Origin of the sequence: Buttiauxella cochleicola (assembly GCF_021282405.1) — a bacterium.
Taxonomy (GTDB): domain Bacteria; phylum Pseudomonadota; class Gammaproteobacteria; order Enterobacterales; family Enterobacteriaceae; genus Buttiauxella; species Buttiauxella massiliensis.
Window position 1 is genome coordinate 59250 of sequence record NZ_JAJSOU010000003.1, and the last position, 14524, is coordinate 73773.

General features: G+C 48.8%; 15 protein-coding genes. 11 read left to right on the top strand and 4 right to left on the bottom strand.

What is annotated here, in order from left to right:
- Positions 1 to 65: 65 nt before the first annotated feature.
- From LVQ79_RS04680 to adrA, 4 genes are all read left to right on the top strand, one after another.
- Positions 66 to 1286 (top strand): multidrug efflux MFS transporter, encoded by a 1221-nt coding sequence (locus LVQ79_RS04680; RefSeq protein WP_151995565.1) that lies wholly within the window; start codon positions 66 to 68, stop codon positions 1284 to 1286.
- A 230-nt stretch (positions 1287 to 1516) separates the two neighbouring features.
- Positions 1517 to 1777 carry an anti-adapter protein IraP gene (gene iraP, locus LVQ79_RS04685; RefSeq protein WP_232864072.1) on the top strand — a complete coding sequence of 87 codons (261 nt, stop codon included), beginning with the start codon at positions 1517 to 1519 and terminating at the stop codon, positions 1775 to 1777.
- A 256-nt stretch (positions 1778 to 2033) separates the two neighbouring features.
- Complete coding sequence (locus LVQ79_RS04690) at positions 2034 to 2348, top strand: PsiF family protein (RefSeq protein WP_232864073.1); 315 nt, start codon at positions 2034 to 2036, stop codon at positions 2346 to 2348.
- Between the two features lie 93 nt (positions 2349 to 2441).
- Positions 2442 to 3569, top strand: a complete 1128-nt coding sequence (gene adrA / locus LVQ79_RS04695) for a diguanylate cyclase AdrA (RefSeq protein WP_370639829.1) — start codon at positions 2442 to 2444, stop codon at positions 3567 to 3569.
- Between the two features lie 32 nt (positions 3570 to 3601).
- Here adrA and proC read toward each other — a convergent pair whose 3' ends face one another.
- Complete coding sequence (gene proC / locus LVQ79_RS04700) at positions 3602 to 4411, bottom strand: pyrroline-5-carboxylate reductase (RefSeq protein ID WP_232864075.1); 810 nt, start codon at positions 4409 to 4411, stop codon at positions 3602 to 3604.
- A 159-nt stretch (positions 4412 to 4570) separates the two neighbouring features.
- Here proC and LVQ79_RS04705 point away from each other — a divergent pair, with 159 nt between their 5' ends.
- The 5 genes from LVQ79_RS04705 to ppnP all read left to right on the top strand — a co-directional run bounded on the left by LVQ79_RS04705 (position 4571) and on the right by ppnP (position 7204).
- On the top strand, positions 4571 to 5032 hold the full coding sequence (locus LVQ79_RS04705) for a YaiI/YqxD family protein (RefSeq protein WP_064553011.1): 462 nt from the start codon (positions 4571 to 4573) through the stop codon (positions 5030 to 5032).
- Between the two features lie 79 nt (positions 5033 to 5111).
- Positions 5112 to 5636, top strand: a complete 525-nt coding sequence (gene aroL / locus LVQ79_RS04710; RefSeq protein WP_151995560.1) for a shikimate kinase AroL — start codon at positions 5112 to 5114, stop codon at positions 5634 to 5636.
- Between the two features lie 44 nt (positions 5637 to 5680).
- Positions 5681 to 5872: a YaiA family protein gene (locus LVQ79_RS04715; protein WP_151995559.1), complete on the top strand. Its 192-nt coding sequence runs from the start codon at positions 5681 to 5683 to the stop codon at positions 5870 to 5872.
- Positions 5873 to 6152: 280 nt separating this feature from the next.
- Positions 6153 to 6830 carry an AroM family protein gene (locus LVQ79_RS04720; protein ID WP_232864076.1) on the top strand — a complete coding sequence of 226 codons (678 nt, stop codon included), beginning with the start codon at positions 6153 to 6155 and terminating at the stop codon, positions 6828 to 6830.
- A gap of 80 nt (positions 6831 to 6910) precedes the next feature.
- Positions 6911 to 7204: a pyrimidine/purine nucleoside phosphorylase gene (gene ppnP / locus LVQ79_RS04725; RefSeq protein ID WP_034457894.1), complete on the top strand. Its 294-nt coding sequence runs from the start codon at positions 6911 to 6913 to the stop codon at positions 7202 to 7204.
- Between the two features lie 44 nt (positions 7205 to 7248).
- On the opposite strand, the gene rdgC is transcribed toward ppnP, so the two are convergent.
- On the bottom strand, positions 7249 to 8160 hold the full coding sequence (gene rdgC / locus LVQ79_RS04730) for a recombination-associated protein RdgC (protein WP_064516551.1): 912 nt from the start codon (positions 8158 to 8160) through the stop codon (positions 7249 to 7251).
- Between the two features lie 125 nt (positions 8161 to 8285).
- Here rdgC and mak point away from each other — a divergent pair, with 125 nt between their 5' ends.
- Positions 8286 to 9197, top strand: a complete 912-nt coding sequence (gene mak, locus LVQ79_RS04735; protein ID WP_232864077.1) for a fructokinase — start codon at positions 8286 to 8288, stop codon at positions 9195 to 9197.
- A 58-nt stretch (positions 9198 to 9255) separates the two neighbouring features.
- Here mak and sbcC read toward each other — a convergent pair whose 3' ends face one another.
- Positions 9256 to 12411: an exonuclease subunit SbcC gene (sbcC, locus tag LVQ79_RS04740; protein WP_232864078.1), complete on the bottom strand. Its 3156-nt coding sequence runs from the start codon at positions 12409 to 12411 to the stop codon at positions 9256 to 9258.
- Positions 12408 to 13625, bottom strand: a complete 1218-nt coding sequence (sbcD, locus tag LVQ79_RS04745) for an exonuclease subunit SbcD (protein ID WP_232864079.1) — start codon at positions 13623 to 13625, stop codon at positions 12408 to 12410. The genes sbcC and sbcD overlap by 4 nt, the downstream gene beginning before the upstream one ends.
- A gap of 191 nt (positions 13626 to 13816) precedes the next feature.
- Between sbcD and phoB the strand changes: the two genes are divergently transcribed.
- On the top strand, positions 13817 to 14506 hold the full coding sequence (gene phoB / locus LVQ79_RS04750) for a phosphate response regulator transcription factor PhoB (RefSeq protein ID WP_232864080.1): 690 nt from the start codon (positions 13817 to 13819) through the stop codon (positions 14504 to 14506).
- Positions 14507 to 14524 lie beyond the last annotated feature (18 nt).

Sequence of the window (14524 nt, forward strand, 5' to 3'; positions counted from 1 at the left end):
ATTTGTATGATAAACTTCACATTATTCTGCTGTTCTTTTTATCCCACTAATAAAGCGTAAACGGTATGGAATCCTGGAAGGTCAACATTATCTCGGTGTGGTTCGGTTGTTTTTTTACCGGGCTTGCCATTAGCCAAATACTGCCGTTTTTACCGCTTTATGTAGAACAACTTGGTGTGACTTCTCACGAAGCGTTATCAATGTGGTCGGGTCTGACCTTTAGCGTGACGTTTCTGGTGTCCGCCATTGTTTCTCCGATGTGGGGAAGCCTTGCAGACCGCAAAGGCCGAAAATTAATGCTGCTGCGTGCTTCTCTGGGCATGGCGGTCGCTATTTTGCTACAGGCATTTGCGACTAATGTTTGGCAACTCTTTATTTTACGCGCTGTGATGGGGTTAACCTCCGGTTATATTCCAAACGCGATGGCGCTGGTGGCTTCTCAAGTTCCAAGAGAACGCAGTGGCTGGGCGTTAAGTACACTTTCCACCGCACAAATCAGTGGTGTTATTGTTGGTCCACTTTTGGGTGGATATATGGCTGATACCCTTGGGTTGCGGATGGTCTTCTACGTCACGGCTGCATTGTTGATGGTAAGTTTTTTAGTGACGTTATTTCTGATAAAAGAAGGCGCGCGTCCCAATATTAGCAAGGCCGATCGTTTATCGGGTAAAGCTGTGTTTGCGTCATTACCTTATCCTAAATTAATGATAAGTCTGTTCGTCACCACGATGGTCATTCAACTTTGTAATGGTTCAGTCGGGCCAATACTTGCCCTTTTCATCAAGCATCTTTCCCCTGAAAGCAATAATATTGCATTCATTAGTGGTTTTATTGCTGCTGTTCCAGGTATATCAGCTCTTATTTCTGCTCCCAGATTAGGTAAGTTAGGAGACAGAATCGGCACAGCCAGAGTATTAATGGCGACGCTAATCTTTGCAGTAATATTATTTTTTGCTATGTCCTGGGTAACATCACCGCTGCAATTGGCTGTATTGCGCTTTTTACTTGGCTTTGCAGATGGTGCGATGCTACCTGCGGTTCAAACTTTGCTAGTTAAGTATTCCAGTGACCAGGTTACAGGAAGAATTTTTGGATATAATCAGTCATTTATGTATCTTGGAAACGTTGTTGGGCCGCTCATGGGGGCTGGCGTTTCCGCGATGGCGGGTTACCGTTGGGTATTTCTTGCTACCGCGTTGGTTGTATTGCTGAATGTCTGGCAACTGGCGGTAATGTTACGGCGCAAAAAGCAACAAGATGCCCAGAGAAAACAGTTTGGCTCATAATTTATCCCATTTATTCTGAAGCTATTTTTTATTGATTGCTTAAAAAATAGTCAGTCATGAAATTACTATACCATAGTTGTCATTCATTTTAGTGTCGGAATAGTTACCTGATAATATTTTTGGGCTCCGGCACATATTTAATAAGTCATATAAAAATATTCGCTTCAGCCTCTAGGCAATCTGAAATCATAATGCTAACGTCATGCTTCAAATCCCTGGTGGTTAGAACTATGAAAAACCTTATTTCTGAGTTACTGACTAAACTCGCTGAAAAAGAAGAAGAGTCAAAAGAGTTTGTTGCACAGATAGAAGCCCTGGAAATAGTGATTTTCGCCATTCTCGAAAGAATGGAGCGCAGCGAACGACTAGCAATAATCAAAAATATTGAAGATGCTTTAAATGAAACTCAGCCTGATGATTCAGTGACTGCTAATGATAATACTGTGCTTAAACAATATTTATCGCGATTATTGACTCCTCTGGCTACTTGATTTCATCTATTCTTAATTTCTTTTGTGGGAGTTTCACAATATTTATTTTCTTATTATTAATTAGAATAACTAAACTACATTAGCTTCCAGCTATCTTATCTCTCCTGGTACATTTTAATCCCCCTGAAACCCGGTGCCGATTGCTGCGCTTTATCGCTTCGCTTAAGCAATAGACAGAGCAATACACGGCCTGCCGGTTCGCCATTTTCCCAACTACAGACCAAAATTAATGCACCACAATAAAAAGGATGGTGCTATGAAAACTGTATTGATAATGGTGTTAATGGCGGGTGTGATGGGGTCGGCGGCGGCGGCAGATAAAGCGATGACGCCGCAGCAGCAACGTATGACGTCGTGTAACCAACAGGCGACCTCTCAAACTCTGAAAGGGGACGCCCGTAAAACGTATATGAGCAATTGCCTGAAAAACAGTCAGTCAGCGCCAGCAGATAAAAGTCTGACGCCGCAGCAGCAGAAAATGAAAGACTGTAATGCTGAAGCAGGCAAAAAAACATTATCCGGCGATACACGAAAAACTTTTATGAGTAATTGCCTGAAAAAACAATCCTGATAGCCTAAATGGGTGAGTCGGTTCGCTGACTCACTCATAAAATCATACTTTCCCCCGGATTAAACTTTCTATAATTACGGCAAATATTTCAGAATGTTCCTAATTATCATGAAAGATGAACACAGTTCTGGAAGATGGCTTCCTGGGGGATTTATGGAGAGCGCAACGTACCTTGATGAAGACCGGCATCGCTCGGCGCGACGATTTGCCCGACGACTTTACATCCCTCGAATCATAGGATTAGCGACAGGTTTTTTCTGTGTCTCCTCAGTGCTCGTTATGCAACCGGTGTCGGGGTGGTGGTGGTTGCTACTGGTCGCCTATAGTTTTATTTGGCCACACTTCGCATGGCAAACTGCAGATCGTGCATCCGATCCCGCTCGAGCCGAAATCCGTAACTTAATGGTCGATTCTTTGATGGGTGGCGTGTGGATTGCGGTGATGGGGTTGAACGCTTTACCATCAGCGCTAATTATCGCAATGTTGTGTATGAATAACGTCGGCTGTGGCGGATTGAAATTGTTCCTGGGTGGCTTGGGTGTAATTGTGCTGAGTTGCCTGCTGACGTTGGGTTTGTTTCACATGCCGCTCAATCTACAAACCATGCCATCACAGGTATGGATTTGCCTACCATTCCTGCTGATTTACCCGACTTACTTTGGCCTGGTCAGTTACCGAACTGCGCTCAAACTCTCCGAACATAAACGGCGTTTAATGTATATGAGCACTCGCGATGGCATGACGGGTGTATATAACCGCCGCCACTGGGAGCACCTGCTGCATGGCGAGTATGATAACTGCCAGCGTTACCAGCGTAGTGCCACTTTGTTACTCATTGATATTGATTACTTTAAATCAATTAATGACTCATACGGGCACGATGTGGGGGATGAGGCTATTCTGGCGCTTACCGAGCATCTGCAACTGACTCTGCGTATTACCGATGTTATCGGGCGCTTTGGTGGGGATGAGTTTGGCGTAATTATGTCCGGCACGGCTCAAGAAAGCGCAATACAGGCAATGGCACGAGTACGGGAATATCTTGAAGAGTTTCGCATACCTCATGCACCGCGTATTTCGCTGCGCATCAGCGTAGGAGTGGCGGAATTTGATAAAAGTATGGTTAATTATCGCGAATGGCTAAAAGCGGCCGATGTGGCGCTATATAAAGCCAAAAACCTGGGTCGTAGCCGCACAGAGGTCGCCGATATAGCGGCTTAAAACCTCTCCCATTGCAGGAGAGGGCAGAAAAATTATGATTTACCCAAGTGCTCGGATTTGGCCATACATTTCACTACGGCTTCCATCACTGCGGCTCTGAACCCTTTTTCTTCCAGAACTTTTACCGCTTCAATCGTTGTACCGCCCGGTGAACACACCATATCTTTCAACTCACCAGGATGCTGGCCTGTTTCCAATACCATTTTGGCTGAACCCATCACTGCCTGTGCTGCAAACTGATACGCTTGCTTGCGCGGCATTCCACCTAGCACTGCGGCATCAGCCATAGCTTCGATAAACATAAAGACATAAGCCGGTGCTGAACCACTGACACCAACGACCGGGTGGATCATGTTTTCAGAGACGACTTCGGCAAGCCCGAAGCTGCGGAAAATATTCACCGCATCGGCAATATCTTCTGAAGTAACCAGGGCGTTTGGCGTAATCGAGGTCATACCTGCATTCACTAATGCTGGTGTGTTAGGCATTGCGCGGATAATTTTGCGGTCATGGCCTAATGCTTTAGCCAACGAATCCAGCGTAATGCCTGCGGCAATTGAAATCACCACGGTATCTTTATTCAGGCTGGAATTAACTTCACCGAGAACTTTTAGCATCACATTGGGTTTCACTGCACCGAAGACGATATCGGCGATCTGCGCCACTTCTTGTGCACTTTGCGCCGCATTAATACCGTACTGGTCGCGCAAGGCTTCCACTTTATCGGGCGACGGTGTGTAGACCCAGATATTACCTGGAATTACCTGTCCACTGGCTATCAGGCCACCCAGGATGGCTTTTCCCATGTTGCCGCAACCAATAAATCCAATTTTCTTATCCAAAGTCTCACTCCATCTTTTGAGTTGTGTGATGAGCATAGCTTACCGTGCTTTCAGGCGCTCACGCTACGTCCAGGCGGAACAGCAAGCAAAGATAAAGTTGGCGATTGACGGAAAAGCACGGCAAGATCGCCCCATTCCCACAGACAATCAGGAGTCGTCATGCAAATTTGGGTGGATGCCGATGCGTGTCCAAAAGTCATAAAAGAAGTGCTGTTTCGTGCGGCTGAGCGCGCGCAAATTGTGGTAACTCTGGTAGCCAATCAGGGGCTGAAAACCCCACCTTCACGCTTTATTCGTACCCTGCAAGTAGCGACGGGGTTTGATGTGGCTGACAACGAAATTGTGCGCCGTTGTGAAAAAGGTGACTTAGTGGTCACGGCTGACATACCGCTCGCAGCGGATGTGCTGGAAAAGGGGGCGATTGCTCTTAATCCTCGCGGTGAGCTTTACACACCTGCTACCATCCGTGAGCGCCTGACGATGCGCGATTTTATGGATACATTAAGAGCCAGTGGGGTGCAAACTGGTGGGCCTGATAGTCTTAATCAGCGCGACCGCCAAATGTTTGCCAATGAACTGGAAAAATGGCTGCTTGTCGCCGGTCGTTCAAAAAGCGCTTAATACCGATGTAATTCTATTCCACGTACTAGCTTGCTGGTATGATGGCAACCTTTGGCGGACTTCTAAGGATTAGCCACCGATGACTCAACCCATTTATTTAGTCGGCGCGCGAGGTTGTGGCAAAACAACCGTCGGTGTTGCATTAGCGCAGGCATTGGGCTGTAACTTTGTTGATACCGACCACTACCTTTTAACCAGCACCAAGATGAGTGTTGCTGATATTGTGGCGCAAGAAGGATGGGACGGTTTTCGTCGCCGAGAATCTGGCGCACTGAAAAGTGTCACGGCCCCCAATACGGTCATCGCAACCGGCGGCGGTATGGTACTGGCTGAAAGTAATCGCCAGTTTATGCGTGAGCATGGTGTGGTTATCTATTTACGTGCACCGGCGCAAATCCTTGCTTCACGTTTAGAAGCCTTCCCGGAAGAGGGCCAACGCCCAACACTGACTGGCAGACCTATTACCGACGAAATCGTTGATGTTCTCGCGGCGCGTGAAGCGCTGTACAACCAGGCTGCACACCATGTGATTGATGCCACTCGTCCGCCAGCCGAGATTGTCGAAGCGGTGATTACAGCATTGCATACGGTTCGTGCCAGCTAATCATTGTCTATACTTAACGCTCATCCATAACCTAAGGAAGAGCGATGGCGAGCAATCCTCCCTATCCCCGAGAAGCACGAATTGTTACTGTTGAAAAAGGCGCTACTGACCAGACCGTGACCTGGTATCAACTCCGTGCTGACCATCCCCATCCTGATACGCTGATTAGTGAACACGAAACAGAACAAGAAGCGCTGGATGCGAAGCGGCGTTATGAAGATCCGCAAAAAACGTAGTACCTCGGCATGGACGCCATGATTACTCCCCTGTTTTCCGAATTAACTCAATGACCTGGTCACTAATCACACCTTTCGTTTAATCTTGTTGTTAACAAATCATTATCGTGATGTTGTATATATGTCGTTGACGTTTCGTTGAACATTCCGGCAGATGCTCTGCAATTATGCTGCTACGCTTTGTGGTTAATTATTGAGCGACCTTCAGCAGAGTATCATTCACAGGAAAGATACCAGTGCAGCAGTGAAGGACTGATATGGGACAAGGGCGGAACGAAACATGAAACAAACTTTGGCAATTCTCACCATTGGTGTCGTCCCGGTCAGTGAAATACTGCCGCTACTCACAGACCATATTTCTGAAGAACAAATTAAAACTTTCAGTCTGTTAGGTAATCTTTCTTATGACGAAGTGATGGAAGAATTTTCACCGTCACCCGATGAAGAACAACTTCTGACGCTGTTAACCGGTAATGTTTTGGCTTACGTGGGGAAGCAGAAAGTAGAGCGAGCGTTGCAAAGTGTTATTGAGGTGCTGGATAACCAGGGTTTCGATGTCATTTTATTGATGAGCACACACCGCTTAGCCAACCTCTCGGTGCGTAAAGGTATCTTGCTGGAGCCTGAGCGAATTATTCCACCGCTTGTGGCTTCAATAGTCGATGGACACCAGGTCGGTATCATTCTTCCCGTTCCCGAAATGATGAAATATCAGAATAAAAAATGGGAGTTACTCCCCATTGAGCCGCTGTATGAACTGGCTAACCCTGTTCATGGAACTGAGCAAGATCTCATCGAGGCAGGAAAAAAACTGGTAGAAAGTGGTGCAGATGTTTTGGTGCTGGACTGCCTTGGATTCCATCAAAAACATCGCGATTTGTTGCAAAAATCCTTAGATGTCCCGGTATTGTTATCGAACGTGTTGATTGCACGTTTAGCCTCGGAATTGCTCGCATAACGGCAGGTAATAATTTGCGTGACAGGCTCTCAAGTTCCCCTCTATATTGTTTTTTCAACTATTTTAAAAAGGGCCTGGTCATGCTTCAAAGTAATGAGTACTTTTCCGGTAAAGTGAAATCTATTGGTTTTACAAGCAGCAGCACTGGCCGCGCGAGTGTTGGGGTCATGGTTGAAGGTGAATACACTTTTGGCACGGCTCAACCAGAAGAAATGACCGTCATCAGTGGTGCATTACACGTTTTACTACCGGGTGAAACCGAGTGGAAAACTTATGCAGCGGGCACCGTGTTCCATGTTCCTGGACACAGTGAATTCCATTTACAAGTGGCTGAACCGACTTCCTATCTTTGCCGCTATCTTGCCGATAAGTAAGAATTTTATGTCCCTCTACCTCACAGGAAGAGGGACTCGCAATTTTAACGCTGGGCTTCGCCGCCTAACGCTTCAACCAGGTTCTTAATCAACGCTGCCAGTTCACCCGTCATCAGAATAAAATCTGCATCAAAACGAGCACCGAAATCTTCACGGTCAATATCCTCATTTTGGTCACGCAGCGTATCGGCAAACTTCAGGCGCTTAATCGAACCGTCATCAGCAATCAAAAACTGAATACGTTCTTGCCAGTCGAGAGCCAGTTTGGTTACCACTTTGTCAGCTTCGATATGGGCTGCAATCTCATCACAAACCAGATCCTGCTGCTTGCAGCGAATCACACCGCCGCCTTCGAGAATAGCTTTAAGCTCAGCTTCATCCATCAGCGCAAAGCCTGGAGGCACATCGCCAGAACGCACCCACTCAGTCAGCGTCAGCTCAATAGGGGTTTCCAGCGCAAGTGGCACAACAGGCAGCGAACCGAGGCTTTTACGCAGCAGCGCCAGCGTATCTTCAGCTTTTTTAGCACTGGCACAATCGACCATGATCAAACCGTTGACGGTATCGATCCACATCATTGTTTGATTGAAACGGCTGAAAGCACGTGGCAGTAAAGAGTGCAGCACTTCATCTTTCAGAGAATCTTTCTCGGTTTTTTTCAGCTTACGAGCTTGTTCGGCTTCAAGACGGCTGATCTTCGCTTCCAGTTCTTGTTTAATCACCGGGGCCGGGAGGATTTTTTCTTCTTTACGGGCGCAAATCACAATCTGCCCGTTGGCTACATGGGTTAATGCATCGCTGTGCGAACCCATTGGCGACACCCAGCCAGTCTTCGCCATATCCTGGCTGCCACATGGGGTGAAAGTAAACGCGGCCAACTGTTTTTCCATCTCATCCGCTGAAAGCGTGATGTCACGGCTTAAACGGTAAACCATTAAATTTTTGAACCACAACATGATTATTTCCCGGACTGTCAGTTAAACGCAGCGGGCATGATAACCAATCAGCCGCTGTGTTTCATTGCCTTTACGGGGCCGCACTTCTATTCTGTTGATAACACTAATTAAATGAGGGCATCGCTGTGCGCATTGGTATCGACTTAGGTGGAACAAAAACAGAAGTGATCGCACTGGCGGATGATGGTAAACAACTTTTCCGTCATCGCCTGCCAACACCGAAAAATGATTATCAGCAAACCATTGGCACCATTGCTGAATTGGTACGCCTGGCTGAGGAGGCCACAGGTGAGAAGGGAACGGTCGGCGTTGGTATCCCAGGCTCGATTTCGCCCTATACCCGTGTGGTAAAAAATGCCAACTCAACCTGGCTCAATGGCCAACCTTTCGACAAAGACTTATGCGATGCGCTAAGCCGTGAAGTGCGTTTGGCAAACGATGCCAACTGCCTGGCGGTTTCCGAAGCCATAGACGGTGCAGCAGCAGGGGCAGCGATTGTTTTTGCGGTGATCATCGGAACCGGCTGTGGCTCAGGTATTGCCATTAATGGCCGCAGTTTGATTGGTGGCAACGGTACTGCGGGCGAATGGGGGCACAACCCATTACCGTGGATGGACGAAGACGAGCTACGTTTTCGCGAGGAAGTGCCTTGCTACTGTGGCAAACAAGGGTGCATCGAAACCTTTATTTCCGGTACCGGCTTTGGCACGGATTACCATCGCCTGAGCGGAAAACAGCTCAAAGGCAATGAGATCATGCATTTAGTCGATCAACAAGATCCTGTCGCTGAGCTGGCGATCGCGCGTTACGAAATGCGTCTCGCAAAATCACTGGCGCACATCGTCAATATTCTCGATCCCGATGTGATCGTATTGGGCGGTGGGATGAGCAACAACGAACGCTTGTACAAAACGGTGCCGCAGCTAGTGAAACCATGGGTATTTGGTGGAGAGTGCGAAACCCCAATTCGTAAAGCGGTGCACGGTGATTCCAGCGGCGTCCGTGGTGCTGCATGGTTGTGGCCATTAGAGAAATAAAAGCGGGCCTATGACGCTGTGCCTGTAGCTCAGATAAGCGCAGCGTCATCGACAAAAATCACCCGACAGCAAACTCCTTCGCCAGGCGACTCACTCCCAATCCGTTGATTTTTTTAACCTTGATCTGTACCGGAATGCGCTCTTTCATTGCTTCAACATGGCTGATAACACCGATAGTTTTTCCACTGGCGTTAAGTGTATCCAGCGCATCTAGCGCGGTATCCAATGTTTCAGCGTCCAGTGTGCCAAAGCCTTCATCAAGGAACAGCGAGTCGATACGCGTTTTATGGCTCACCAGATCGGAGAGCGCCAGTGCCAGCGCGAGGCTGACCAGGAAGCTCTCGCCACCAGAAAGTGTACGCGTGTCACGCACCGCATCGGCCTGCCAGGTATCCACCACTTGTAATTCCAGCGCTTCGCTGTCTTTTCGTTGTAGCAAATAGCGGCCGTGCAGTCGGTTGAGCTGGTTGTTGGCAAGCCATACCAGGTTGTCGAGCGTCAGCCCCTGGGCAAACTTACGGAATTTGTCGCCTTCTTTTGAGCCAATCAGCGCATTGAGATAACCCCAGTCTTCAACTTGCTGCTGGCACTCAACAATGGCCTGCATCAGCCCTTGTTGGCGCTGACGGTTTTCCACGTCATGTTGTAACTGTTGTTGAATTTGCCCTTGCTGAGTGGTGTTCTCGCGCAGCTGTTGGTTGCAGCGAGCCAGTTGTTCTTGCAGTACGCTCAGTTGTATATCTTCCGCAAGTGCTTGCGGACGAGCCGCAATATGCTCTGCTAGCGCTTTCTCAGCCTGCTGGCAGAGCACGGTTTGCTGCTGGTGCTGTTGCTCAAGCTGCTGTTTCTTCTGCTCAAGCATCTGGCGTTCGTTTTCATCCAGCAACGCAGTCTGGAATGATTCGACATCGGCAAAGGGACTTGCGGCAAGCGCACTCAGGAATTGTGCGTTTGCCTGAGTAACACGAGTTTCCTCTTGCTGCAGTTGCTGTTGCAGCGTTTGCCATTGGCTCTCTAGTGCGATGCAATCGCTGTGCAACTGGTGCCAGTTTTGTAATGCTGCGATTTGTTCGCTTTCGGATAGCAACGCTGGCACGGTGCCATCGTCAATAAAGGCACTTAACACACCCTCAAGGCTTGCCAGTTGTTGCTGCACACGCGGTAACTGTTCACTGCGTTGCTGCCAGAGTTGCGATTCCTGCTGTCGCTGTGCCAGCCAGTTATTTTCTTCACCGTGAGCGGGATGTTGCAGGCCAACATTTTCCAGGGCGGTGTTCAACGCTTCACGTTGGGTTGCAATTTCATCGGCAAGTTTATGATGCTGGACTTTCGCCTGAGTTAGCTGTTCTTCCAGCACAATGCGCTGGCTAAGCTGATGCAGCTGTTGTTCGCGCTGCTCCTCACTTTCGAGCCAGTGCTGAATATCATCTTCGGGTGCCAGTACCAATTGCAGGCTGGCGCACAGTTGTTGCCAGTGAGCGCGCAGCTCGTTTTCCTCTTCATCCAGGGTCTTGATGGTATGAATAAGGTTTTCACGTTGTTTACGCTGTGTATCAAGCTGGCCTTTCATCGCAAAGCCCGCTTCTGCAAGGCTTGCCACTTCCAGTTTTAATTTATCCAGGCGCTGCTGGTTTTCACCTGGTTGTATCGCCTGGTAATCAGCGACCGCCGGGTGTTGCGTGGAGCCGCACAATGGGCAAGGTTGCTCAGGCTGCAAAAGGGCGCGTTCAGCTTCCAGGCTGACAATGCGTTTTTCCAATTCACAGACTTTCTCCAAATCACTCTCATGCTGGCGGCGTTCTTTATATTGCTGACGTTTAAGCACCAGCTGCGCATCGCCCTCGGTAATCTGTTTCTCAAGAATGGCTAGCTCTTGTTGCTGAAGAGCTTTGCGCTTGAGTAATGAGGAGATCTGCGGTTGAAGCGTTGCAAGCCTCTGGCGCTGAGGGCGTGCGGCAATCGTCGTCTGTAAATGAGCACTAACTTCATCTGCGCTAAGAGAAAATTCAATGACGGGCAGCAGAGCGAGTTTTTTCTGGCTGGCGTCGATATCTCGTTGCAAAGTTTGTAGCTGAGTGGCATCACGCTGTTGCTGACTGAAAGCCATTCGCCAGCCCGCCAGTTCTGCGCCCCACAAGCGAAAATGTCCGTGGGTTTTCAGCCATTCCTGAAGTTGAGTGTTCTCATCAGTTAGTTTTGCAGCCTGGCTTGCTGCAGCGAGCCGGGTTTGCTGGCGGCGTACCATTGTCTGAAGTAAGCGAGTGTTCACTTCTTCAGTTTTAATGCGCGTTGCTTGTAGAGTGGTTTGTAACTCCTGTAACCGTTTCCAGTCCGGGCGCAATTTTTCTGCGGGTTGCGCTCGGGTGAGTTTTTCTAACTGCGGTGCCGCTTCTGTTATCGCATGGGTTGCTGCATTCAACGCCTGTTGGGTCTGCGTATGCTTCTGCGTGAACTGCGAAAGCAGGCCGAGCCACTGCTGCTGCTGTTGGAGTTTAATCTGTTCTGCAAGCTGTACTTTTTCTTCAGTAGTAAGTGCCTGCAAACTCTCAGAAAGCTGCTGACGCTGCTCTTCGCTTAATAACGCCACACCCGCAGCCTGGGCTTGCAGATTCTCAAGTTGGCTGCGCACATTTTTATGGTTTTCGAATACTGCCGCTGAAACGGTACCGTAGATTTCAGTTCCGGTAAGCTCTTCAAGCAGGGAAGCCCGGTCATTGGCGTCGGCATTTAAAAAGGCAGCGAATTGCCCCTGCGAAAGCATCATTGAGCGGGTGAAACGGTCGTAATCCAGCCCGGTCAGTTTTGCTGTGATATCGAGCTTATCTTTGACTTTATCGGCGACAATCTTGCCGCTTTCCACTTCAGCAAGTTCTACGCGCGGGGCTTGCAGATTGCCGTTTACCGCGTTGCGTGCCCGGTTCTGGCTCCAGAAAGCACGGTACGCCACTCCTTTAACTTCAAACTCCACTTCCGCCAGGCATTCGGCGGTGTCTCGTGTCATTAAATCATTTTGCGACTGTGAGACAGTATTGAGGCGCGGGGTCTTGTGGTAAAGCGCGAGACAAATCGCATCGAGCAGCGTGGTTTTCCCCGCACCGGTTGGCCCGGTGATAGCAAATAATCCGTTGCTGGCAAAAGGCTCACTGGTGAAATCAATTTTCCATTCCCCTTTCAGGGAGTTGAGGTTTTTTAACCGCAGGCTAAGGATTTTCATGCCTGTTCCTCCGTGTCATGCAGGCTTGCTACGGTTTGAGCAAACAGAGTGCGCAGGCGTTGCGCGCGTTCTTCGGTGGTCTCTTCCTGAACCAAACGGCGCTCAAATACTTCCTCAACCGTCAGTTCACTCAGCGTTTCTTTATGCTGCTGAGCAATTACGCGCTCTCGCTGCTCACGGCTGCGACGTAGCAAAACCACTTCGACGGGGAGTGTTTCGGTCAGTTGCTGAATATGGCGTTGCATATCATGTAGATATTCGTCGGTGGCAATTTCAATATCCAGCCACACTTTGGGTTCTGCGGGGGCATCGCGCCACTGTTCTAGTTGCTGTTCAATCTCAGACAGCGAGCCTTTGATAACGGCTAAAGGTTGGCTGACAGGAACCGTCAGCGGGGTAACTTCGTGAAGCTTACCTTCATTAAACTCAACCAGATAAACGCTCTTATTCTTGCCTGTTTCGTCAAAACTAAGCGGAATAGGTGAACCGCTGTAACGGATATGTTCGGTGCCGCCAATTAATTGCGCACGATGAATATGGCCAAGCGCGATGTAATCGGCATCCGGGAAATGCTGCGCCGGGAAAGCATCAAGCGTGCCAATATAGATGTCGCGTACCGCATCGCTTTTGGTGACGCCTACTGTAGTTAAATGCCCGGTAGCGATAATTGGCAGCCTGGCATCAGCGCGTAAATCGCAGGCCGCGCGATAGCACTGTTGATAGTGCTCGCTGATGGCTTCCATTAATGAACGCTGTTTCTCATGGCCGGACAGCCCCGCCTGGCTATTTTGAATATCGCGTGGGCGCAAAAATGGAATAGGGCAGAGAATCGCACCGGGAAGACCGCTTTTGGATTTTAGAACAATAGCTTGCTGGCTGGTATCATGGCGGGCGCTGGCAATCACATATGTGTTCAGGCAGGCCATGAGTTCGCGAGACTCATTAAGTGTCGCGACGGAATCATGGTTTCCGGCCAGCACCACGAGCGAGCATCCCGTCGCCTGAAGCTGCACCACAAAGCGGTTATACAATTCTCGCGCATAGCTTGGCGGCGAGCCGGTATCAAAAATGTCACCCGCGACGATTATGGCATCCACATCATTTTCAACGACAGCGTTGAGCAGCCATTCAAGAAAAGCCTGGTGCTCAGGACCGCGACTTTTGGTATAAAAATTTTGACCTAGATGCCAGTCTGATGTGTGAATTATGCGCATGACCTGTCCGGTGGCTTAAAAATGAAGTCCCGATTATAAGGGGACGAGGCAAAAAACGGCATATGTCTCTGTGTCATAAATCAAAGTGATGGGTCATCAAACAGTCATGTTTTTCATAAATCTGTCATAAATCTGACGCATAATGGCGCCGCATTGAAACAACAATAATTATTCCTTGAGCAGGGCGAATCATGGCGAAGCGTATTTTAGTCGTAGAAGATGAAGCTCCAATCCGTGAGATGGTGAGCTTTGTGCTCGAACAAAACGGTTTTCAACCTGTAGAAGCGGAAGATTATGACAGCGCAGTGAATCTGCTGATTGAACCCTTTCCTGACCTGATTTTGCTGGACTGGATGCTACCAGGCGGCTCTGGTATTCAGTTTATTAAACATCTGAAACGTGAAGCATTGACCCGCGAGATCCCGGTGATGATGCTGACAGCGCGTGGCGAAGAAGAAGATCGTGTGCGTGGTCTTGAAGTCGGGGCTGATGATTATATTACAAAGCCATTTTCCCCGAAGGAGCTGGTGGCACGCATTAAAGCTGTCATGCGTCGTATTTCTCCTATGGCAGTAGAAGAAGTGATCGATATGCAGGGGCTAACACTTGATCCGTCGTCGCACCGCGTCATGGCCGGTGAAAACCCATTGGATATGGGGCCAACCGAGTTTAAGTTATTACACTTCTTTATGACGCACCCGGAGCGGGTGTATAGCCGTGAACAATTGCTCAATCATGTATGGGGCACCAATGTGTATGTCGAAGACCGAACGGTGGACGTACATATTCGGCGGTTACGCAAAGCGCTCGAACATAGTGGGCATGACAGAATGGTACAAACAGTACGCGGTACGGGTTATCGGTTCTCAACCCGCTTTTAATTCCTTATCAGGAGAGTG

What these genes read in the sequence shown, in the direction of transcription:
- LVQ79_RS04680 (WP_151995565.1), top strand. Translation starts at nt 66, where the DNA reads ATGGAATCCTGGAAGGTCAACATTATCTCGGTGTGGTTCGGTTGTTTT.
- iraP (WP_232864072.1), top strand. Translation starts at nt 1,517, where the DNA reads ATGAAAAACCTTATTTCTGAGTTACTGACTAAACTCGCTGAAAAAGAA.
- LVQ79_RS04690 (WP_232864073.1), top strand. Translation starts at nt 2,034, where the DNA reads ATGAAAACTGTATTGATAATGGTGTTAATGGCGGGTGTGATGGGGTCG.
- adrA (WP_370639829.1), top strand. Translation starts at nt 2,442, where the DNA reads ATGTTCCTAATTATCATGAAAGATGAACACAGTTCTGGAAGATGGCTT.
- LVQ79_RS04705 (WP_064553011.1), top strand. Translation starts at nt 4,571, where the DNA reads ATGCAAATTTGGGTGGATGCCGATGCGTGTCCAAAAGTCATAAAAGAA.
- aroL (WP_151995560.1), top strand. Translation starts at nt 5,112, where the DNA reads ATGACTCAACCCATTTATTTAGTCGGCGCGCGAGGTTGTGGCAAAACA.
- LVQ79_RS04715 (WP_151995559.1), top strand. Translation starts at nt 5,681, where the DNA reads ATGGCGAGCAATCCTCCCTATCCCCGAGAAGCACGAATTGTTACTGTT.
- LVQ79_RS04720 (WP_232864076.1), top strand. Translation starts at nt 6,153, where the DNA reads ATGAAACAAACTTTGGCAATTCTCACCATTGGTGTCGTCCCGGTCAGT.
- ppnP (WP_034457894.1), top strand. Translation starts at nt 6,911, where the DNA reads ATGCTTCAAAGTAATGAGTACTTTTCCGGTAAAGTGAAATCTATTGGT.
- rdgC (WP_064516551.1), bottom strand. Translation starts at nt 8,160, where the DNA reads ATGTTGTGGTTCAAAAATTTAATGGTTTACCGTTTAAGCCGTGACATC.
- sbcC (WP_232864078.1), bottom strand. Translation starts at nt 12,411, where the DNA reads ATGAAAATCCTTAGCCTGCGGTTAAAAAACCTCAACTCCCTGAAAGGG.
- sbcD (WP_232864079.1), bottom strand. Translation starts at nt 13,625, where the DNA reads ATGCGCATAATTCACACATCAGACTGGCATCTAGGTCAAAATTTTTAT.
- phoB (WP_232864080.1), top strand. Translation starts at nt 13,817, where the DNA reads ATGGCGAAGCGTATTTTAGTCGTAGAAGATGAAGCTCCAATCCGTGAG.